This is a genomic window from Sinorhizobium sp. BJ1 (assembly GCF_002531555.1).
Taxonomy (GTDB): domain Bacteria; phylum Pseudomonadota; class Alphaproteobacteria; order Rhizobiales; family Rhizobiaceae; genus Sinorhizobium; species Sinorhizobium fredii_B.
Window position 1 is genome coordinate 65,954 of the sequence record NZ_NWTH01000004.1, and the last position, 16,710, is coordinate 82,663.

General features: G+C 63.0%; 21 protein-coding genes and 1 pseudogene. 16 read left to right on the forward strand and 6 right to left on the reverse strand.

Translation table 11 applies throughout. The annotated features are described in order from the left end of the window. Window positions 1-61: 61 nt before the first annotated feature. The 5 genes and pseudogenes from CO676_RS06410 to CO676_RS06430 form a co-directional block, all read left to right on the forward strand. Window positions 62-493, forward strand: coding sequence for a hypothetical protein (locus tag CO676_RS06410; RefSeq protein ID WP_041415577.1), 432 nt, complete (start codon window positions 62-64; stop codon window positions 491-493). A 41-nt stretch (window positions 494-534) separates the two neighbouring features. Then, a complete protein-coding gene (locus CO676_RS06415) occupies window positions 535-1,446 on the forward strand; it encodes an energy transducer TonB (protein WP_097519997.1) in 912 nt (303 codons plus the stop codon). 223 nt (window positions 1,447-1,669) lie between these two features. Continuing rightward, the gene (locus tag CO676_RS06420) at window positions 1,670-2,089 is read left to right on the forward strand and encodes a DUF2325 domain-containing protein (protein WP_097519998.1); all 420 of its coding nucleotides are present in this window, start codon (window positions 1,670-1,672) and stop codon (window positions 2,087-2,089) included. 58 nt (window positions 2,090-2,147) lie between these two features. Next, window positions 2,148-2,420 (forward strand): hypothetical protein, encoded by a 273-nt coding sequence (locus CO676_RS06425; RefSeq protein WP_097520316.1) that lies wholly within the window; start codon window positions 2,148-2,150, stop codon window positions 2,418-2,420. Window positions 2,421-2,425: 5 nt separating this feature from the next. Continuing rightward, a pseudogene (locus CO676_RS06430) lies at window positions 2,426-2,725 on the forward strand (antibiotic biosynthesis monooxygenase); the annotation flags it as partial. 21 nt (window positions 2,726-2,746) lie between these two features. On the opposite strand, the gene CO676_RS06435 reads toward CO676_RS06430, so the two are convergent. Both CO676_RS06435 and CO676_RS06440 read right to left on the reverse strand, forming a co-directional pair. Continuing rightward, window positions 2,747-3,115, reverse strand: a complete 369-nt coding sequence (locus CO676_RS06435; protein ID WP_097519999.1) for a DUF423 domain-containing protein — start codon at window positions 3,113-3,115, stop codon at window positions 2,747-2,749. Between the two features lie 7 nt (window positions 3,116-3,122). Further along, complete coding sequence (locus CO676_RS06440; RefSeq protein ID WP_097520000.1) at window positions 3,123-3,515, reverse strand: globin; 393 nt, start codon at window positions 3,513-3,515, stop codon at window positions 3,123-3,125. A gap of 140 nt (window positions 3,516-3,655) precedes the next feature. Here CO676_RS06440 and CO676_RS06445 point away from each other — a divergent pair, with 140 nt between their 5' ends. Both CO676_RS06445 and CO676_RS06450 read left to right on the forward strand, forming a co-directional pair. Then, window positions 3,656-4,216: a TetR family transcriptional regulator gene (locus CO676_RS06445; protein ID WP_097520001.1), complete on the forward strand. Its 561-nt coding sequence runs from the start codon at window positions 3,656-3,658 to the stop codon at window positions 4,214-4,216. Window positions 4,217-4,266: 50 nt separating this feature from the next. Beyond that, window positions 4,267-4,608, forward strand: a complete 342-nt coding sequence (locus CO676_RS06450; protein WP_280952000.1) for an SMR family transporter — start codon at window positions 4,267-4,269, stop codon at window positions 4,606-4,608. 34 nt (window positions 4,609-4,642) lie between these two features. Here CO676_RS06450 and CO676_RS06455 read toward each other — a convergent pair whose 3' ends face one another. Together CO676_RS06455 and CO676_RS06460 are read right to left on the reverse strand one after the other, a co-directional pair. Then, window positions 4,643-5,866 carry an alpha/beta hydrolase gene (locus tag CO676_RS06455; RefSeq protein ID WP_041414589.1) on the reverse strand — a complete coding sequence of 408 codons (1,224 nt, stop codon included), beginning with the start codon at window positions 5,864-5,866 and terminating at the stop codon, window positions 4,643-4,645. A 72-nt stretch (window positions 5,867-5,938) separates the two neighbouring features. Further along, window positions 5,939-6,190, reverse strand: a complete 252-nt coding sequence (locus CO676_RS06460) for a hypothetical protein (RefSeq protein WP_097520003.1) — start codon at window positions 6,188-6,190, stop codon at window positions 5,939-5,941. 33 nt (window positions 6,191-6,223) lie between these two features. On the opposite strand from CO676_RS06460, the gene CO676_RS06465 reads away from it, so the two are divergent. The 6 genes from CO676_RS06465 to CO676_RS06490 are packed head-to-tail and all read left to right on the forward strand — an operon-like array spanning window position 6,224 to window position 12,565. Next, entirely contained in the window at window positions 6,224-7,279 is a 1,056-nt protein-coding gene (locus tag CO676_RS06465) for a dipeptidase (RefSeq protein WP_097520004.1), read from the forward strand. Window positions 7,280-7,328: 49 nt separating this feature from the next. Continuing rightward, window positions 7,329-8,969: an ABC transporter substrate-binding protein gene (locus CO676_RS06470; RefSeq protein ID WP_097520005.1), complete on the forward strand. Its 1,641-nt coding sequence runs from the start codon at window positions 7,329-7,331 to the stop codon at window positions 8,967-8,969. 41 nt (window positions 8,970-9,010) lie between these two features. Next, a complete protein-coding gene (locus CO676_RS06475; protein WP_097520006.1) occupies window positions 9,011-10,054 on the forward strand; it encodes an ABC transporter permease in 1,044 nt (347 codons plus the stop codon). Then, window positions 10,051-10,983: a nickel transporter permease gene (gene nikC / locus CO676_RS06480; protein WP_097520007.1), complete on the forward strand. Its 933-nt coding sequence runs from the start codon at window positions 10,051-10,053 to the stop codon at window positions 10,981-10,983. The genes CO676_RS06475 and nikC overlap by 4 nt, the downstream gene beginning before the upstream one ends. Continuing rightward, a complete protein-coding gene (locus CO676_RS06485) occupies window positions 10,980-11,813 on the forward strand; it encodes an ABC transporter ATP-binding protein (protein ID WP_097520008.1) in 834 nt (277 codons plus the stop codon). The genes nikC and CO676_RS06485 overlap by 4 nt, the downstream gene beginning before the upstream one ends. After that, a complete protein-coding gene (locus CO676_RS06490) occupies window positions 11,810-12,565 on the forward strand; it encodes an ABC transporter ATP-binding protein (protein WP_097520009.1) in 756 nt (251 codons plus the stop codon). The genes CO676_RS06485 and CO676_RS06490 overlap by 4 nt, the downstream gene beginning before the upstream one ends. A 75-nt stretch (window positions 12,566-12,640) precedes the next feature. Here CO676_RS06490 and rfbC read toward each other — a convergent pair whose 3' ends face one another. After that, the gene (gene rfbC, locus CO676_RS06495) at window positions 12,641-13,174 is read right to left on the reverse strand and encodes a dTDP-4-dehydrorhamnose 3,5-epimerase (RefSeq protein ID WP_041414585.1); all 534 of its coding nucleotides are present in this window, start codon (window positions 13,172-13,174) and stop codon (window positions 12,641-12,643) included. A gap of 104 nt (window positions 13,175-13,278) precedes the next feature. Between rfbC and CO676_RS06500 the strand changes: the two genes are divergently transcribed. Genes CO676_RS06500 through CO676_RS06510 form a run of 3 tightly spaced genes read left to right on the forward strand, consistent with a single transcriptional unit; the run spans window position 13,279 to window position 15,394 of the window. Further along, window positions 13,279-13,767, forward strand: a complete 489-nt coding sequence (locus CO676_RS06500; protein WP_097520318.1) for an acyltransferase — start codon at window positions 13,279-13,281, stop codon at window positions 13,765-13,767. Continuing rightward, window positions 13,767-14,597: an SDR family oxidoreductase gene (locus tag CO676_RS06505; RefSeq protein WP_097520010.1), complete on the forward strand. Its 831-nt coding sequence runs from the start codon at window positions 13,767-13,769 to the stop codon at window positions 14,595-14,597. Before CO676_RS06500 ends, CO676_RS06505 begins: the two co-directional genes overlap by 1 nt. A gap of 14 nt (window positions 14,598-14,611) precedes the next feature. Next, window positions 14,612-15,394 (forward strand): cephalosporin hydroxylase family protein, encoded by a 783-nt coding sequence (locus CO676_RS06510; protein ID WP_097520011.1) that lies wholly within the window; start codon window positions 14,612-14,614, stop codon window positions 15,392-15,394. 78 nt (window positions 15,395-15,472) lie between these two features. On the opposite strand, the gene CO676_RS06515 is transcribed toward CO676_RS06510, so the two are convergent. Then, window positions 15,473-16,705, reverse strand: a complete 1,233-nt coding sequence (locus CO676_RS06515) for a class I SAM-dependent methyltransferase (protein ID WP_097520012.1) — start codon at window positions 16,703-16,705, stop codon at window positions 15,473-15,475. Window positions 16,706-16,710 lie beyond the last annotated feature (5 nt).

Genomic DNA, 16,710 nt, shown 5'->3' on the forward strand with positions numbered 1-16,710 from the left:
CAAGTTAATTGATCGCCTCCGTTGCCAGGCGGCTCGGATGCGGAGCATGGGTGGTGTTATGATGGTCTGTCTTTCCCGTTTCGCTTTCTCGGCCGCAGTCGCGGCTCTGTGGGTAACCGCGCCGGCATTGGCGCAGGACGCTGCAAGCGGGCTGACGATCGAACTCAACGAGATCGCGCCGTCGCAGAAGGGCTGCAAGCTCACTTTCGTCGCAGGCAACGGCCTGCAGCAATCGCTCTCCAAGGTTTCGTTCGAATTCGTTCTCTTCGATCAGAAGGGGCTGGTCGAACGAATGGCGGTACTCGATTTTCGCGATCTGCCGGCCGGCAAGACGAAGGTCCGCCAGTTCGATCTGTCGGGAACGAAATGCGAGGCGGTGAAAAGCCTGCTGATCAACGATGCGCCCGCCTGCGTCGGCGTGGGCATCGACAAAAGCGCCTGCATGACGGGGCTCAAGACCGGCTCCAAATCGGCGGTCGAACTCAAGGGCTGAGACAGCCCGATCGCTGAAGTGCCGATGGAAGGCAGGCGCGTATGAAGCACATCGTGAAATGGACCGGGGCGATCGGCCTCTCTCTGCTGGCGCATGCGAGCGGCGCAATGCTGTTCGCACCGGGTGAGGAAGAGGTTCGGGTCGCTGGCGGCACCGCAATGGAGGTGACGCTGCTCGGCAACGCCTTCGAGGAGACGTTGCAGGCGGGCGATCCGTCCGACCTCGCCGAGCCGACGGAAGAGACCCCAGAAGAAGTGAAGCCGACCGAGATCCAGCCGACCGAAGAGGTCGTCCAAGCGGTCGATCCGACAATGCCCGATATCGCCTCGGAACAGCCAACCGACGTGACGCCGACCGAAGCGGACGTGCTTCTGCCGGCAGAGGAGATGCCGGTGACAGAGGTCACTGAAGCTCCAGTCGCGGCCAGCGTGGCACCGGTCGAAACCGTCATTCCGGAAGAGAAGCCGGAACCAGAGAAACCCAAGGTCGAGAAACCGGAACCCAAGAAGGAGCCGGTCAAGAAAAAGAAAGTAACGCGGAAGAAAGCCGGAGAAGGGGGCGAACAGGCGAGCTCGCAGGTCAAGGGACAGGCGGACGGTGCCGAAAATGCGTCGGCGAGCAATGCCAAGGGAGAAAAGGGGGCCACCGCTCGGCAGTCGGGCAATGCCGCCGTTTCGAACTATCCCGGCAAGGTGAGGAGCAAGCTCAACCGCGCCTTTCGCTACCCCTCCGAGGCCAAGCGGCAGCGGTTGCGCGGTGTCGCCCATGTCCGCTTCACCGTAGCTTCCGGGGGCGGTGTCGCGAGCGTCAGCCTAGCGAAGAGCGCCGGTTCGCCCATTCTCGACGAAGCGGCGCTGGATGCGGTGCGTCGTGCCGCCCCATTCCCGGCGATCCCTGCGGATGCGGGGCGAGACAGCTGGATGTTCACCATTCCGCTCACTTTCAGTCGCTGAATTCAGCGGCTCCGCCCGGAATCGGCCTGAGGTCCAGGGCAAAAAATGCCGGCCGGATCATCCCATGAAATATGACTTGACACTCATGTTTATACTTTACTCTAACTATCAAGTTTTATAAGTTGCCGCCGTCGCACAACCGTTCGGTGTGTGCCCACGGAAAGTTCTGATGGCGATTGGTGGCCGAAAAGCCCATTGCCGAAGCAAGACGGAGAGAACACGCATGCGCGGCAAGCGGCACCAGAATGCGGGCAAGGGCGGCAAGGGCAAGGGCAAGGCAAGGGACGAAACGAGCCCGACGCAACCCAACAGTGGCAGGATCACGCTCGAGGGGCGGAGCTTCCTCTATGTCGGCGGCCGCGATTGCCAGGTTGCCCATCTGCGCGAGATCGCCAGCTCTTATGGCGCGGAACTCATCCACCACGACGGCGGTTTACGAGAGGCCGTATCGCGCATCGATCGGGTTCTTCCCTCGGTCGACTGCGTCTTCTGCCCTATCGACTGCATCAGCCATGATGCATGTCTGCGCGTGAAGACGGGTTGCAAGAAGTGGGGCAAGGCCTTCGTGCCGCTGCGCAATGGCTCGAAGTCGAGCTTGGAGCGAGCCCTTCAGGACCTGTCCACCAGCGGCGGCGAGAACTGAACTTTTGGCGAGGGACGACGAGCCTTCTCCCCGGGCTCCGTCGCACGGAGTATCGATGATGAACGACGAACGTCCCGATCAAATGATGATGATCGGTCTTCACAAGCTTGCCTCGCAGCTCGGCGATGGTCTGGTGCCGGAACTCTACGAGGTGCTGACGCGCCGCGCACGCATGCTGGAGGACAACCCTAATGTGAGCGAGTTTCCGGAGTGGCAGGCCCGCCATCCGGTCCGCGAGCCGTTCGCGCTTGCACCGTCGTCGAGCGCCGTTATCCTGCCGTTCCCGCGGAGTGAAGTCGGGACCCCGGAAAAGAAGGCACGTGAAAGGTAGCCCCCATGTTTGTCGCCATGAACCGTTTCCACGTCGCCGTCGGTCAGGAAGAGGCGTTCGAGGCCGTTTGGAAGGGGCGCGATTCGAGCCTTGCGGAAATGCCGGGCTTCATCGACTTCCATCTGCTGCGCGGCGAGAGCCTGCCGGAAGAGGGATATACGCCGTTCATCTCGAAATCGAATTGGGAAAGCAGGGACGCCTTCGTCGCCTGGACGAAATCGGAAAACTTCCGGGCGGCGCACCGTAACGCCGCCGACAATCGCGCCATGTATCTGGGCCCGCCGAAATTCGAAGGCTATACCGTGTCGAGGGGGCTTGAGTCCTCTTTAGCCAGCCTTGCGGGGCAGGAACGCTCCCACCGCGACGGCGAGCCATCCAGCCATCATCATAAGGCCGCCGAGCGGCGCCGACATCGGAAAGAGACCGTCGCCGGCGAAATGACGGATGGCGAGGTCGGCAGAGAAGACGGCGGTGCCGGCGGCGAGCAGCGGTGCGGCGACGGCCGCCGTGCGGAAATCTCTCCATCCGGCATGCAGCGCGACGAGTGTCGGCGCATGGGCGAGGCACATGGCGGACGCTCCGCCTAGCAGCCTCGGGTCAGCGCCGTGCGAGGCCGCCGCCGCGGCGGCGACACCGAAAACGCCCATCAGTCCGGCGATGAAAAGCACGCTGCCACGCATTCCGCGGTTCGGCATTGGATAATCATTCCTTGTTCTGCATGTGATGGGCGAGCCGGGTGACCGGTTCGAGGATGACTTGCCGGAACTGCGGGTGGGAAACCGTTTCTTCGAGGGCGCGGGTGAAGCAGAGCAGCCATTCGTCGCGTTCGGCCGAGCCGATTTCGGCCACGAAGTGTCGCCGGCGCAGCATTGGATGGCCGCGCCTTTCCACATAGATCGGCGGCCCGCCGAGCCAGCCGGTCAGATATTCGTAAAACTTCTCCTCGCTGCCGGAGAGATCCGCCGGATGCACGGCGCGGCAGCGGGCCGCCTCGGGCAGGCTGCCCATGAGTTCATAGAAGCGCTGCGTCAGTGCGCGGACCGCGGCATCGCCGCCAATCGCTTCGTAGAGCGTCGTGGTTTTCGTTTCCGTCATGACCGTGTCCTTTGACCGACTTCGTATAGCGGCTCCGCACCGGGCACAATGTCCGCACGTGCCTTGCGGCGTTTCATCGCGTTGCAGGTCGCCTCATTTGCGGACTTGACAAAACCGTCCAGACGGTATCTTTAGGCGGTATGACGAACGCCTATCACAGAAAGAAGCAGCCGGAGCGGGTTCGCCAGCAATTGCTGGATGTCGCCGCACGGCTGTCGCTCGAGCAAGGGATCACCGCAATGACGCTCGAAAAAGTGTCGCAGGCGGCCGGCGTCAGCAAGGGCGGGTTGCTGCACCATTTTCCCAACAAGCTCGCTTTGCTCGACGGCCTGTTCGACGAATTGATCGGCCGATTCGACCGCACGATCGAGGCGGCGATGGCGGACGATGGGGTGGAGCAGGGGCGGTTTACCCGCGCCTATCTCACCGTCTGCTTTGCACTGGACGCGGAAGCGGAAGGGCGGGGCTGGCAGGTGCTGACGATTGCGCTGCTTGCGGAGCCGCATCTCAAGGCGCGCTGGCGGGAATGGGTGGAGCGACGATCAGCCGAGTTCGCAGCGACCGACGGCTCGCCGAATTGCCTGCTTGCCCGGTTTGCCGCTGACGGCATCTGGCTTGCCGACCTGATGCAGAGCCATGATATCGATGCGTCCACGCGGGCGGCGCTGCTTCAGAAGCTCAAAGCCCTTTCACTGCGGTGAAGTCGCCGGCAATCGGCATCCATCTCACTCGAACTTTTCGGAGGCGTGCCGTGAACCCCGCCATGCTCTACACCGTCCTGGTGATCGCAATCGTCTTCGAAGTGCTTGGCACCTCGGCCATGCAGGCGGCGCAGCACTTCACGCGGCTCGCGCCGACCGTGCTGACGGTGGTCTGCTATGCCGTCGCCTTCTTCTTCCTGTCCTATACGCTACGCTATATTCCCGTCGGAATCGCCTATGCGCTGTGGAGCGGCCTTGGCATCGTGCTGATCTCGGCGGTCGGCTACTTCACTTTCGGCCAGAAACTCGATCTGGCGGCGATCCTCGGCCTGGCGCTGATCATTGCCGGCGTGCTGGTTCTCAATCTCTTCTCGAAGTCGACGTTCCATTAGGCAATCGCGACCGCTCTGGTGCGGCACATGTGATCTACGGCGTGACGGCCGAACCGACGGTGTTCTGCATCGATTGGCCGAAACGACGGAGCTGAGCGTCGTAATTTCGCCGCGTGCGTGGATCGAAGACCATGATCGGCGTCGACACGGCGACGCTGGCGGCGCTGCCGACGGTCTGCGCCGTTCCAAGCGCAACGGCTCCCACGCGTTCGCCAAGGCCCACATCCGAATCCGTCACGGTCTGTCCGGCAATCAGCCGGTTGCCGAGCAGCCGCACCACTTCCGGGCTTTCGGCGAACTTGCCATGATTGAGCCTGTCGCCACCCTTGAGTGCCGTCAGGTCGAGCACGGTGATACCGGCCTCCTCAAGACGGCTCCGGTAGGGTTCCACCGAGGGATCGATCTGTCCGAGCCGGTCGATGTTGCCGGAAATCCGCCGCGAGACGGTCAGCGCCCGGTCGTCGCGAGAGACGAAGAGCGTGAATTTCGGCCGCGACTTGCCCATGGCCTCCATTTGCTTGCCGAAGACATCGACGTCGAGATCGGGCGAGGCGAGAATGACGTCGGTGATCTTGGGAGCGACGCGGCCGTCGCGGATCGCCATCTGGCGGAGCGCTTCGACGGTAACCCACGATCCCATGGAATGCGCCATCAGCGTGATTTCGCCGACCGAAGGGTTTTTCGAGGCCCGCTGCAGCAGCTCTTCGAGGGCGTCGCGCGAATAGTTGGTGCTTTCCTTGTCGTAATTGTAATCGAAGATGCTGGCGCGTGACGGCCAGGTGAAGATCACCGGTGCGACATCGGCGCCGGAATCGTGGACGATCTGGGCGTAGCGGTAGACGGCGTCCTCGAAGCGGTTGTTGAAGCCGTGGACGAAAATCAGCACGCGCCGGCTCTTCGGCAGATGCCCGTTGAGCCAGGCCTGCGTCTCCGGTCCGGCCTCCAGCGGTTTGACGCTGACGGTCGAGAAATCGCGGCTTGGATCGGCCGGCAATTTCTTTGGCCATTGGACCTGGCCGACCTTGCGGCTCTTCTCGGGGGGAATCGAGACGACGATTTCGGTCAGCGAAAGCTCCGGGGCGCGTTCGCCGGTGAAGAGGACGCCCGGCTCATCGGCCTGGGCCCGGGTGGTCGCCACCAGGAGGTCCACTTCCGAGGCGCCCGCGGCGGTGCCGGATGGAACAAGGACGCCGACCGGTCGCCCGCCGCAACTGGAGAGGCAAAGCAACAGTCCCACGCAAAATAAGGCGCGAACCATCCGCGCGGTCAGGCTTGCACCAGCGATCGACGGCACCCCGAGCCCCCTCTTGAGCACTACTCGCACCGATCGTCATGACCGGCGACTATCGGACAGTGTTCGCTCGTCCCCGGAACCAATGGCAGATTTTTGTTTGTCGGGACAGCCTGCCTGACGCTTTTTCGGATTGCCCTGCACTGCGGCGCCCGTGCGACTGCGGCGTGCATGCAACATTTCGCTACAGGGCTTGACCAGGAAATCCCCCGGATATTCATTGAAATGGCGGATGTCTTTCAATAGCATCGCCACGTCCTCGATTGGATGCGGCAATAGCGGATGATCCATCCGATCTCCCTGAAATGGCGAAGGAAATTGGGAATGCAGGCGGTTTTCGACGGCCATAACGACGTGCTTTTGCGCCTTTGGCAGCATGCGCGCGGTGGAAGCGACCCGATAGCCGAATTCATCGAGGGGACCGAGAAAGGTCATATCGATGTGCCGCGTGCCAGGGCGGGCGGTCTCGCCGGCGGACTGTGTGCCATCTACATTCCCTCGGGTGATCTGGTTTTGCGAACGCCGGACAAGGACGGCCACTACGTGACGCCGCTGTCGGAGCCGCTCGACCGCCTGCCGTCGCTAGCGACGGCGATCGAGCTCGCCGACATTGCCATGAGGCTTGACCGGGCCGGGGCCTGGCGGCTCTGCCGCTCGACCGGCGAAATCCGTGACGCGATGGCAGACAGCATCTTTGCGGCCGTCCTGCATATGGAAGGCTGCGAAGCCATCGGCCCCGACCTTGCCGGGCTCGAGACCTTCCATGCGGCCGGGTTGCGGTCGCTCGGGCCGGTCTGGAGCCGCCACAATGTTTTCGGCCATGGCGTGCCCTTCGCCTATCCGTCGTGGCCGGACACGGGGCCCGGCCTCACCGAGGCCGGATTCGAACTCGTGCGGGCGTGCAATCGGCTCGGCATCCTGATCGATCTCGCCCACATCACCGAGAAAGGATTCTGGGATGTGGCGGAGACCACCGATCAGCCGCTCGTCGCCAGCCATTCCAATGCCCATGCGCTGACGCCGGTCGCCCGTAACCTCACCGACAGGCAGCTCGATGCCATCCGCGAGAGCCGCGGCCTGGTCGGGCTCAACTATGCGACGACCATGCTGCGCGCCGACGGACAGGAAAATGCAGCCACGCCGCTTTCCGATATGGTGCGCCACGTCGACTATATGGTCGAGCGTGTCGGCATCGACTGCGTCGCGCTCGGGTCGGACTTCGACGGCGCGACGATACCGGAAGAAATCGCTGATGCTGCAGGCAATCAGAAGCTCGTTGCCGCGCTGCGGAGCGCCGGATATGGTGACCGCGAGCTTAGAAAAATATGCCGCGAGAACTGGCTGAGAGTTCTGGGGAAGGCTTGGCACGAGGCCGCCTGAACCCCATGAAGAAGAGCCCGCCAAGGGCTAAAAAGAGGGAAGCGCAAAAATGATGCATAAGCTCAATGGACGTTTTCGGCTTCTGACTGCTTCCGCGGCGCTTGCGCTCGCGATGGGCGTCGCTCAGCCGGTTCTGGCTGAGACGCCGAAAGACACGTTGGTCGAGGGCTTCGCGTTCGACGACATCATCACCATGGATCCGGGTGAAGCCTTCGAGCTTTCGACCGCGGAGATGACCAGCAACACCTACAGCCTGCTCGTCCGTCTCGACCTCAACGACACGTCCAAGGTGGTCGGCGATCTCGCCGACAGTTGGACGGTATCGGACGACGGCCTGACCTATACGTTCAAGCTGAAGCCGGATATGAAATTCGCCTCCGGCAATCCGATCACCGCCGAGGACGTCGCCTATTCCTTCGAGCGTGCCGTCAAGCTCGATAAGAGCCCGGCCTTCATCCTCACCCAGTTCGGGCTCACCGGCGACAACGTCGCCGAAAAGGCCAAGGCTGCGGACGAGCAAACCTTCGTCTTCACCGTCGACCAGCCCTATGCGCCGAGCTTCGTCTTGAACTGCCTGACCGCGACCGTGGCTTCGGTGGTCGACAAGAAGCTGGTGCTCGAGCATGTCAAGTCCGTAGAACCGACGAAGGATTACAAATACGACAACGATTTCGGCAATGAATGGCTGAAGACCGGCTATGCCGGCTCGGGGCCGTTCAAGTTGCGGGAGTGGCGGGCGAACGAAGTCGTCGCGCTGGAGCGGAACGATAACTACTATGGCGAGCCGGCGAAGCTCGCCCGGGTCATCTACCGGCACATGAAGGAAAGCTCCGGCCAGCGGCTCGCACTCGAAGCCGGCGATATCGATGTGGCGCGCAATCTCGAGCCGGGCGACTACGAGGCTGTTTCCAAGAATGGCGATCTGGCGACGACCAGCGCGCCGAAGGGCACGGTCTGGTACATCAGCCTCAATGAGAAGAACGAGAAGCTGGCGAAGCCGGAGGTCCAGAAGGCGTTCAAATATCTGGTCGACTATGACGCGATCGGCACCACCCTGATCAAGGGGATCGGCGAGATCCACCAGAGTTTCCTGCCGAAGGGCGTTCTCGGCGCGCTGAACGAGAACCCATATACATTCGACGTCGCCAAAGCGAAGGAACTGCTGGCGAAAGCCGGTTATCCGGACGGGTTCACCGTCACCATGGATGTACGCAACACCCAGCCGTCCACCGGCATTGCCGAATCCTTCCAGCAGACGCTGGGGCAGGCGGGCGTGAAGCTCGAAATCATTCCCGGTGACGGCAAGCAGACGCTGACCAAGTACCGCGCCCGCAACCACGATTTGTATATCGGCCAGTGGGGCATGGATTATTTCGATCCGCATTCGAACGCCGATACCTTCACCAACAATCCTGACAATTCCGACGCGGGTACGAACAAGACGCTCGCCTGGCGCAACGCCTGGGACGTTCCGGAACTGAGCAAGAAGACCAAGGAAGCGCTTCTCGAGCGCGACAGCGCCAAGCGTGCGGAGATCTACAAGGACCTGCAGAAGACCGTTCTCGACAACAGCCCCTTTGTGATCATCTTCCAGCAGACCGAGGTCGCCGGGCTGCGCGGCACTCTGAAGGGCTTCAAGCTCGGACCGAGCTTCGACACCAACTACGTCTGGAACGTCTCCAAGGAATAGTCGAAAGGACCGTTCCCTTGAGCATGAGCGATATAGTGCGAATGAGCGGGCGCCGGCGCGCCCGTTCCCGCAGGGCGATTGCCACGGCGCTGCAGTTTCTCGTCGTCGTGGCGACCACCTATCTCGGCCTTCTTGCCGTCACCTTCTTCATCGGCCGGGTGATACCGATCGATCCGGTGCTCGCTGTGCTGGGGGATCGGGCACCCTCCCATGTGGTCGAACGGACCCGCGAGGCAATGGGGCTCAACCTGCCGCTCTATGAGCAATTCTTCATCTACTGCCGGCAGGCGCTCTCCGGCGACTTCGGGGTCTCCGTGCTGACGACCAATCCGGTGATGACCGATATCCGCCGCGTTTTCCCCGCGACGATCGAGCTTGCAACGCTCGGCACGCTGATCGGCGCCCTGATCGGCGTTCCCCTCGGCGTCCTTGCGGCGGTCAAGCGCGGCAGCATTGCCGACCAGATCGTCCGCGTCATCGGCCTCGTCGGCTATTCCGTGCCGATCTTCTGGCTGGCGCTGCTGGCACTGCTGGTCTTCTATGCGCGGCTGCGATGGGTCGCCTATCCCGGCCGCATCGACATCGTCTACGAATATACCTTCTCGCCGACCACCGGCTTCTACCTCATCGACGCGCTCTGGCAGAGGCAGTGGGACGTCTTCCGCGACGTCTTCCGTCACATCATCCTGCCGGCCTCGCTGCTCGGCTATTTCTCACTCGCCTATATCAGCCGGATGACCCGCAGCTTCATGCTCAACGAGTTGCAGCAGGAATACATCGTCGCGGCTCGCGCCAAGGGGTTATCGGAGGCGCGGATCATCTGGGGCCATGCGCTGCGCAACGCGGCGGTGCCGCTAGTCACGGTGATCGCGCTTTCCTATGCAGGGCTGCTTGAAGGCTCGGTGCTGACCGAGACCGTCTTTTCCTGGCCGGGGCTCGGCCTCTACATTACCAATTCGCTGCAGAATGCCGACATGAACGCCGTTCTCGGCGGAACGCTCATCATCGGTTCGGTCTTCATCGGCATCAATCTCCTGTCCGACCTGCTTTACCGGACGCTTGACCCGAGGACGCGTGCCCGATGAGCCTTGCCACGGAAACTCGCCCCATGACGCGCCGCGAATGGCTGCTCTCCGACCGGCCGCAGTCGCGGCTGCAGGCGCGCCTCGGCCGCGCCTACATGACCTGGCGCCGCTTCTCGGCGAACCGCCTCGCTGTGGTCGGGCTTCTAATTCTCTTGGGCCTGTGCTTCGTCGCCGCATTCGCCGATTTCCTCGCGCCGCATTCGCCCTATATCGGCAATCTCGCCGGCGCGCGGCTGCTGCCGCCCGGCAGCGAGGGCTACCTGCTCGGGACCGACGACCAGGGCAGGGACATCCTGTCGCGGCTGATCCACGGTTCGCGGCTGACGCTCGCCGTCGTCGTTCTCGTCGCCGTCATCGCGGCGCCCGTCGGCCTGATCGTCGGCGCCGTCGCCGGCTACGCCGGCGGCTGGATCGATGCGATCCTGATGCGCATCACCGACATCTTCCTCGCCTTTCCGAAACTTGTGCTGGCGCTCGCCTTCGTCGCGGCGCTCGGGCCCGGCATCGAAAACGCCGTTATCGCCATCGCGATCACCTCCTGGCCGCCCTATGCGCGCATCGCCCGCGCCGAGACGCTGACGGTGCGCAACTCCGACTATATCGCCGCCGTCCGCCTGATGGGCGCCTCGCCGGCGCGCATCGTATTCCGCCACGTGATGCCGATGTGCATGTCGTCGCTGATCGTGCGCGTCACCCTCGACATGGCCGGCATCATCCTGACGGCGGCAGGCCTTGGCTTTCTCGGCCTCGGTGCGCAGCCGCCGCTCCCCGAATGGGGTGCGATGATCGCTTCCGGCCGCCGCTTCATCCTCGATCAATGGTGGGTCGCGACCATGCCCGGCGTTGCCATCCTGATCGTCAGCCTCGGCTTCAACCTGCTCGGCGACGGCTTGCGCGACGCGCTCGATCCGCGGGAGAGCGGCCAATGAGCACGCTATTGACTGTCGAAGATCTGCGCGTCCGCTTCCCGACCCGCACCGGTGTCGTCGAGGCGGTGCGCGGCGTTTCCTTCACGCTCGGACGCGAGCGTCTGGGCATCGTCGGCGAGAGCGGCTCCGGCAAGTCGCAGACGGGCAGGGCGATCATGGGCCTGACTCCGCCACATGCGGAAGTGACGGCGAAGCGGCTCGCCTTTGACGGCATCGACCTCATCTCGGCGCCACCGAAGCTGCGGCGCGATCTTCGCGGCAAGCGCATCGCCATGATCCTGCAGGATCCGAAATACTCGCTGAACCCGGTGATGAGCATCGGCCGGCAGATCGTCGAGACGCTGCAACGCCATGAGAAGATCGGCCGTGCGCAGGCGCGCAAGCGGGCGCTCGACATGCTGGCGGCGGTGCAGATCCGCGATCCCGCGCGCGTCTTCGATCTCTATCCGCACGAGGTCTCGGGCGGCATGGGCCAGCGGGCGATGATCGCCATGATGCTGGTCGCCGGGCCGGAGCTCCTGATCGCCGATGAACCGACCTCAGCCCTCGACGTAACGGTGCAACTCGAGGTGCTGTCGATTCTCGACAAGCTGGTCGCCGAGCGCGGCATGGGGCTGATCTTCGTCTCGCACGACTTGAGGCTCGTCTCGTCCTTCTGCGATCGTGTACTCGTCATGTATGCCGGCAGGATCGTCGAGGAAATCGCTGCCACGGAACTCGCCAACGCCAGGCATCCTTATACCCAGGGGCTGTTGAACTGCATGCCGGTGATCGGTGCCGATCGCCATCCCTTGCCCGTTCTCGACCGCAAGCCGGAGTGGGCCCTATGACGGCGACTATTTCCGTTCAAAATCTCAGCGTCGTCTATGACGACTTCAGGGCGCTCGACGCCGCCAGCATAGACGTGGACGCCGGCGAATCCTTCGGTCTCGTCGGCGAGTCCGGCTCGGGCAAATCGACGCTGCTCCGGGCGCTCGCCGGGCTTGCCCCGGTCAGCAAGGGTGCGATCCGCGTCCAGGGGCGCGAGCTTCGCGGCGCGCGTCGCGACAAGGCGTTCTACCGCGCGGTGCAGATGGTGTTTCAGGATCCCTATGGTTCGCTGCATCCGCGCCAGACCATCGACCGGCAGTTGATGGAGCCGCTGGCGATCCACGGCATCAGTGACGGCGAACGCCGCATCCTGAAGGCGCTCGACGAAGTGGGCCTCGGCTCGGGCTTCCGCTTCCGCTATCCGCATCAGCTTTCCGGGGGTCAGCGCCAGCGTGTCGCAATCGCCCGGGCGCTGATCCTCGAACCTTCGATCCTGCTGCTCGACGAGCCAACCTCGGCGCTCGATGCGTCGGTACAAGCCGAGGTGCTGAATCTTCTCGAACAGGTGCGCCGCGACCGCAAGCTGACTTTCCTCATGGTCAGCCACGACCTCGGAGTCGTCACCCATATGTGCGACCGCCTTGCCGTGATGCAGGTGGGGCGTGTGGTCGAGCGGCTCACTTCGGCGGACCTCGTCGCGGGCCGCATTGCCGAGGACTATACGCGCAATCTGATGGTGGCCAGCAAAGGGTTCCGGCGAAAGACGGCGTAAACCCTCTGGTTGGATCGATGCGAGGCCGAGGAACCCCTCTGCCCGGCAGGGCAGGGTAACGACATCCGCTTCCGATCAGAGCAAGCCGAAAGCGCGGTCGCGCTCCGACATCTGGGTCACCGCGAGCGGCCAGGCGATTGCGAGGCGCGGATCGAGCGGGTTGAGCCCGCCTTCGGCGTCCGGCGCGTAAGCCTTGTCGTGCAGGTAGAGAAGCTCGCAGTCCTCTGCCAGCGTCTGGAAGCCGTGGGCGAAGCCGCCGGGGATCATCATCGAGCGGGCGTTTTCCGCGCTCAGGATTTCGCCATGCCATTTGAGATAGGTGGGCGAATCCGGCCGGAGGTCGACGGCGACATCGAAGACAGCGCCGGACAGGCAGGAGACGAATTTCGTCTCGTCATGGGGCGGCCGCTGGAAATGCATGCCGCGGATCGCCCCCTCGTTGCGCGTCAAAGTGTGATTGATCTGCGCGATGGATCCGTCAGCTCCGAAATCACGCAGCTCGTCGCGGCAGAAGAAGCGCGAGAAGAAGCCGCGCTCGTCGCCGGCCTGCTTTCGCTCGATGACGATCAGGCCCGGAAGCGGCGTGGAGAGGCGATTGAAGCGCGACATGACATTCCCCAAGGATGCAATTTCCCGGAGCGCTTCTTGCACGATCAAGCGTTGACGCGGCAAGCGCTAACTGGAAAAGAATGCCGGACGACTTTGGAGCCACCATGATCGACCTGCACCCGACGGCGAGGATCAGCCCGCTTAGCGACATCGAGGATTCCGTTCGCGGGACCCGGATCGTTGTGGGCGAGGCCTCCGTCATCGACAGCTTCGTCAAGATCAAGCCGGCCGGCGGTTTTGGCGACCTCGAGATCGGCCGTTTCTGCTATATCAACAGCGGCTGCGTCTTCTACACGGGCAACGGCATAAGCATCGCCGACAATGTGCTGATCGCCGCCAATTGCACCTTTGCGCCGGTCAACCACGCCTTCAAGGACAAGGACCGTTCGATCCGCGAGCAAGGCTTCGAGCCGAGCCGCGGCGGCATCGTTGTCGAGGAGGACGTCTGGATCGGGGCGAATTCGGTGATCCTCGACGGCGCCATCCTTCGAAAGGGGTGCGTCATTGCCGCAGGCTCGATCGTGCGCGGCGAGGTCGAGGCCTATGCGATCTGCGGCGGCAATCCGCTGCGCCGGCTCGGCGAGAGGTCGTGATGTTCACGGTTCTCGGCGGTTCCGGTTTCATCGGGCGCAATCTGGTGCGGCGGTTGCGCGAACTCGGACAGGTCGTCAATGCACCCGGCCGTGCCGACTTGCCGCTCGCAGGCCAGGACCTCGGCCATGTGATCTATGCTATCGGCCTGACCGCCGATTTTCGCACCCGGCCGTTCGACACGATCGAGGCCCACGTTTCGCTCGCGGCGGACGTGCTGCGCCAGAACGCGTTTTCCTCTTTCCTCTATCTTTCATCGACGCGCGTCTATACCAATGGTCAGGACACGCGCGAAACTGCCCTTCTGTCGGCGTCGCCGCTCAATCCATCGGACCTCTACAATCTTTCGAAGTTGACGGGGGAGGCGCTCTGTCTCGCCTCTGGGCGCCAGAACGTGCGGGTGGCGCGGCTGTCAAACGTCGTCGGTCCCGATGAAGCACAGGCGGATACGTTCCTCGGGGCGCTGTGCCGAGAGGCCAGCGCGGGGCACATCCAGCTTCAGACGGCGCTCGAGTCCAGCAAGGACTATATCTGGATCGACGACGCCGTCGATCTGCTGCTCCGGATCGCCCAGCAAGGGCGGCACTCGGTCTATAACGTGGCGAGCGGCAGGCAGACCAGTCATGCGGAATGGTGTGCGGCAATTCAATCGCGGACCACATGCACCCTTGCCGTCAACGACAAGGCGCCGGCCGTTTCTCTTGCACCGATCTTCAACGGGCGGGTGAAAGAGGAATTCGCTTTTGCGGCCACACCTGTGCTAGAGCGCATTTCTGAAATCCTGGGCATGAGCGGATCGGAGCCGAATCTCGATCCGCGGCCTTCCACATGAAGACAGGACCGGACATGGACCCTATCGAACAATTCCGCGCCGAACGGGCAGCCGCGATTGACGGCTATCGCCGCGACGGCGAATTCCAGGCGCTTTCCGACCAATGGCGCGAAGCCTCGATGGCGAAGCGCTACGTCTATAATTTCGATTGGCTCGGCCGTCCGATCATCCAGTATCCGCAGGATATCGTGGCGATGCAGGAACTGATCTGGGCAACGCGTCCCGATCTGGTGATCGAGACCGGGATCGCCCATGGAGGCTCGCTGATCCTCAGCGCCTCGCTGCTCGCCATGCTCGACATGTGCGACGCGATCGAGACGGGCGTTTCGTTCGATCCGAGCCATTCAAAGCGCAAGGTGATCGGCGTCGATATTGACATTCGCGCCCATAATCGCGCGGCGATCGAAGCCCATCCGATGGCAAGCCGCATCCAGATGTTCCAGGGTTCAGCCATCGATACCGACGTCGTGAAACAGGTCCGTGAGGCGTCGGCAGGCTACGAGCGCGTCATGGTCTGCCTCGATTCCATGCACACCCACGCGCATGTGCTTGCCGAGCTGGAGGCCTATGCGCCGCTGGTCACTCCAGGCTGCTACTGCGTCGTGTTCGACACGCTGGTGGAGGACATGCCCGCCGGCTTCTTCGAGGATCGCCCCTGGGACGTCGGCGACAATCCGAAAACCGCGGTGCACAGCTATCTCGAATCCCACCCGGAATTCGAGATCGACCGGTCGGTTCAGAACAAGCTGATGGTCACCGTTGCGCCGGACGGTTTCCTGAAAAGGCTCGATCGCTAATCGGCAGCGGAGCGGGTCTCAAGGTCTAAGGGGCGTTCGCGAATGCGAGCGCCCCTTTTTCCATTGGCGTCTGAAAGGTCAAATCACCCGCACGTCCGGTATGGCAACGACGAAGCGGCCGCCCCAGGTGCGAATATGGTCGTTCGCCCTGACGATCTCGTCGGTCAGGTTCCAGGGCAGGATGACGACGTAATCGGGCTTCTCAGTCTCGAGCCTGGCCGGCTCGTGGATCGCGATATGGCTGCCGGGCGAGAGCTTGCCCTGCTTCAGGTCATTGCGGTCGACGATGAAGTCGATGTCGGCCGCGGTCACGCCGCAGACATTCAGAAACGTGTTGCCCTTGGCGGCGGCGCCATAGGCGGCCACCCGCTTGCCTTCGTTCTTGGCGTCTCGCAGGAAAGCGCGGAAACCCTCGCAAACGGCAGCGATCCGTTCGCCGAAGGCGGTATAGGTCGCCATTTCGGTGAGCTCGGCTCTTGCCTCATCGGCCCGTACCTTGACGAGCCCGCTTGTCTCGGCCCGAGTGCCGGTCAGCGGTTGGGCATAGACGCGCAGCGAGCCGCCATGGGTAGGTATCTCTTCGACGTCGAACACCTTAAGCCCGCAGGCGGCGAAGATCCGTTCGACGGCGACGAGCGAGAGATAGGAGTAGTGCTCGTGATAGATCGTATCGAACTGGATGCCCTCGATCAGCCGCAACAGGTGCGGGAACTCGAACGTCGCGACACCGTCGGCTTTTAGAAGAATAGCGAATCCGCTGACGAAGTCGGCAATGTCCGGCACATGGGCGAGCACATTGTTGGCGGCCGTCAAGTCGGCTCGGATGCCCCGGCCGACCAGTTCAGTCGCCGTGTCGCGGCCGAAGAAGGCGACATGGGTCGGGACGTTACGGCCTTCCGCAATCTTTGCGGCATTGCCGGCCGGCTCGATGCCGAGCACGGGAATTTGCTTCGCGGCGAAATATTGCAGCAGATATCCGTCGTTCGAGGCGACCTCGACGACCTGCGACGTGCTGTCCAGACCGAAGCGCTCGGTCATCTTCTCTGCATAGCGCCGGGAGTGGTCCAGCCAGCTCGTCGAGAAGGACGACAGATAGTGGTAGTCAGCGTTGAAGATTTCGTCGGCCGGCACCGTCTCGGTGGTCTGAACGAGCAGGCATTCCGAACAGACCATCACTTTCAGCGGAAATGCCTTCTCCCGTGCGACCGCTTCCTCGGTCGGCTCGAGAAACGAGTTCGACCAGGGTGTCGCGCCAAGGTCCGCAACGACGGTTGCAAGCGGGGTCGAGCAGAAGCGGCAGGAGTGAGTCATGGTGG

What these genes read in the sequence shown, in the direction of transcription:
- rfbC (WP_041414585.1), bottom strand. Translation starts at nt 13,174, where the DNA reads ATGTCGCGCTTCAATCGCCTCTCCACGCCGCTTCCGGGCCTGATCGTC.
- CO676_RS06470 (WP_097520005.1), top strand. Translation starts at nt 7,329, where the DNA reads ATGATGCATAAGCTCAATGGACGTTTTCGGCTTCTGACTGCTTCCGCG.
- CO676_RS06485 (WP_097520008.1), top strand. Translation starts at nt 10,980, where the DNA reads ATGAGCACGCTATTGACTGTCGAAGATCTGCGCGTCCGCTTCCCGACC.
- CO676_RS06440 (WP_097520000.1), bottom strand. Translation starts at nt 3,515, where the DNA reads ATGACGGAAACGAAAACCACGACGCTCTACGAAGCGATTGGCGGCGAT.
- CO676_RS06490 (WP_097520009.1), top strand. Translation starts at nt 11,810, where the DNA reads ATGACGGCGACTATTTCCGTTCAAAATCTCAGCGTCGTCTATGACGAC.
- CO676_RS06410 (WP_041415577.1), top strand. Translation starts at nt 62, where the DNA reads ATGGTCTGTCTTTCCCGTTTCGCTTTCTCGGCCGCAGTCGCGGCTCTG.
- nikC (WP_097520007.1), top strand. Translation starts at nt 10,051, where the DNA reads ATGAGCCTTGCCACGGAAACTCGCCCCATGACGCGCCGCGAATGGCTG.
- CO676_RS06455 (WP_041414589.1), bottom strand. Translation starts at nt 5,866, where the DNA reads ATGGTTCGCGCCTTATTTTGCGTGGGACTGTTGCTTTGCCTCTCCAGT.
- CO676_RS06505 (WP_097520010.1), top strand. Translation starts at nt 13,767, where the DNA reads ATGTTCACGGTTCTCGGCGGTTCCGGTTTCATCGGGCGCAATCTGGTG.
- CO676_RS06435 (WP_097519999.1), bottom strand. Translation starts at nt 3,115, where the DNA reads ATGCCGAACCGCGGAATGCGTGGCAGCGTGCTTTTCATCGCCGGACTG.
- CO676_RS06420 (WP_097519998.1), top strand. Translation starts at nt 1,670, where the DNA reads ATGCGCGGCAAGCGGCACCAGAATGCGGGCAAGGGCGGCAAGGGCAAG.
- CO676_RS06460 (WP_097520003.1), bottom strand. Translation starts at nt 6,190, where the DNA reads ATGGATCATCCGCTATTGCCGCATCCAATCGAGGACGTGGCGATGCTA.
- CO676_RS06445 (WP_097520001.1), top strand. Translation starts at nt 3,656, where the DNA reads ATGACGAACGCCTATCACAGAAAGAAGCAGCCGGAGCGGGTTCGCCAG.
- CO676_RS06500 (WP_097520318.1), top strand. Translation starts at nt 13,279, where the DNA reads ATGATCGACCTGCACCCGACGGCGAGGATCAGCCCGCTTAGCGACATC.
- CO676_RS06465 (WP_097520004.1), top strand. Translation starts at nt 6,224, where the DNA reads ATGCAGGCGGTTTTCGACGGCCATAACGACGTGCTTTTGCGCCTTTGG.
- CO676_RS06475 (WP_097520006.1), top strand. Translation starts at nt 9,011, where the DNA reads ATGAGCGGGCGCCGGCGCGCCCGTTCCCGCAGGGCGATTGCCACGGCG.
- CO676_RS06515 (WP_097520012.1), bottom strand. Translation starts at nt 16,705, where the DNA reads ATGACTCACTCCTGCCGCTTCTGCTCGACCCCGCTTGCAACCGTCGTT.
- CO676_RS06415 (WP_097519997.1), top strand. Translation starts at nt 535, where the DNA reads ATGAAGCACATCGTGAAATGGACCGGGGCGATCGGCCTCTCTCTGCTG.
- CO676_RS06510 (WP_097520011.1), top strand. Translation starts at nt 14,612, where the DNA reads ATGGACCCTATCGAACAATTCCGCGCCGAACGGGCAGCCGCGATTGAC.
- CO676_RS06425 (WP_097520316.1), top strand. Translation starts at nt 2,148, where the DNA reads ATGAACGACGAACGTCCCGATCAAATGATGATGATCGGTCTTCACAAG.